Origin of the sequence: Nocardia sp. NPDC058497, from assembly GCF_042720195.1 — a bacterium.
In the GTDB taxonomy this organism is placed as follows: Bacteria; Actinomycetota; Actinomycetes; order Mycobacteriales; family Mycobacteriaceae; genus Nocardia.
Map to the genome: position 1 here is coordinate 1 of NZ_JBHXMY010000493.1, position 1097 is coordinate 1097.

General features: G+C 68.4%; 2 protein-coding genes. One reads left to right on the forward strand and one right to left on the reverse strand.

Features of this window, described 5'->3' with window-relative positions:
- Positions 1 to 126: 126 nt before the first annotated feature.
- The gene (locus ACFWPJ_RS25655) at positions 127 to 546 is read right to left on the reverse strand and encodes a DUF5318 domain-containing protein (RefSeq protein ID WP_378854951.1); all 420 of its coding nucleotides are present in this window, start codon (positions 544 to 546) and stop codon (positions 127 to 129) included.
- A gap of 195 nt (positions 547 to 741) precedes the next feature.
- Here ACFWPJ_RS25655 and ACFWPJ_RS25660 point away from each other — a divergent pair.
- The coding region (locus tag ACFWPJ_RS25660) for a DUF1707 domain-containing protein (RefSeq protein ID WP_378854953.1) at positions 742 to 1097 on the forward strand (356 nt) is incomplete at its 3' end.

Here is a 1097-nt window from a genome sequence, read left to right on the forward strand (position 1 = left end):
CTCGTATGGTTCAACCGGCACACGACATCCGCGCCGGACAACCGGCGCGGATACCTTGCACCCCGAACAGCGGCGCGTCATGTGGTGGCCACCATCACCCGGTGGCTGTCTCATTCGGCCGCCCCATCACTCGGCCGCAGAGCGACGCCCCGCCCGCGAACTCGCCCGGCGGCGGACCGGCGAAGGCGCCGATCCGAGCACATACGACTGCACCAGATGGTTCCAGCTGCACGAGCGGCACACCTCGACGACATGGACCGAGAATTCCTCGTTCGACTCTGCCATCCTGACCAGCTCCTCGGGCGTCCGCGCGGAACCGGCCACCTGGCCGAGCCCGTCGCCGTACACCCACGAAACCAAGGTCAGCTGCTCTTTCCGGCAGATCGGGCAGGTGACCTCGCTGCCCCGGCCATGGAACTTGGCGGCCCGGAGCAGGTACGGATTCGCATCGCACACCTCGGCGACACCGACCCGGCCCGCGTAGACGTCAGCGAGCAGCGACCTGCGCCGGAGCGCATAGTCGACCACCTGCCGCTGAATTCGCACGATCACCAGAGTAGCTGGGTTTGTATCCCGGTGCCGGTGGCACCGCTTCTTCCGTGCTCTCGTCGTAAACTGCCGATACCGGGGTCGGCCCGGGTATTTCCGCAGGTGAGGCGCGCCGCAACGATGGCTGATTCCGGGCGGGCTCGCAGAGCCGCCGATTCCGTGACGAGGGCGCGTGATATCGATCGCGCGCAAGTGTCGACCGTGCTTGACGCGGCCTACGCCGAGGGCCAGCTCGGCGCACACGAGTACCACGACCGGGTGGCTCGCGCCGGTTCCGCGCGCACCCTTGGTGAGCTGGAACGACTGACCGCCGACCTGCAATCACCGGCTGTTTTCGGTGGTCAGCCGCCCGCCGGACGAAAGCGATTCGGCCGTAAGCACTCCGGCGAATACCCCGCCAGGACCAGGGCCCGCGACGCCGACCGGGCCCGCACCACAGCGGCACTCGACGCCGCCCGCGCCGACGGCCAGCTCGACGCCGACGAACACGCGGCCTTCACCGAATCGGCCGACAAGGCAAGAACTCTCGGCGATCTGTCCACCCTGGT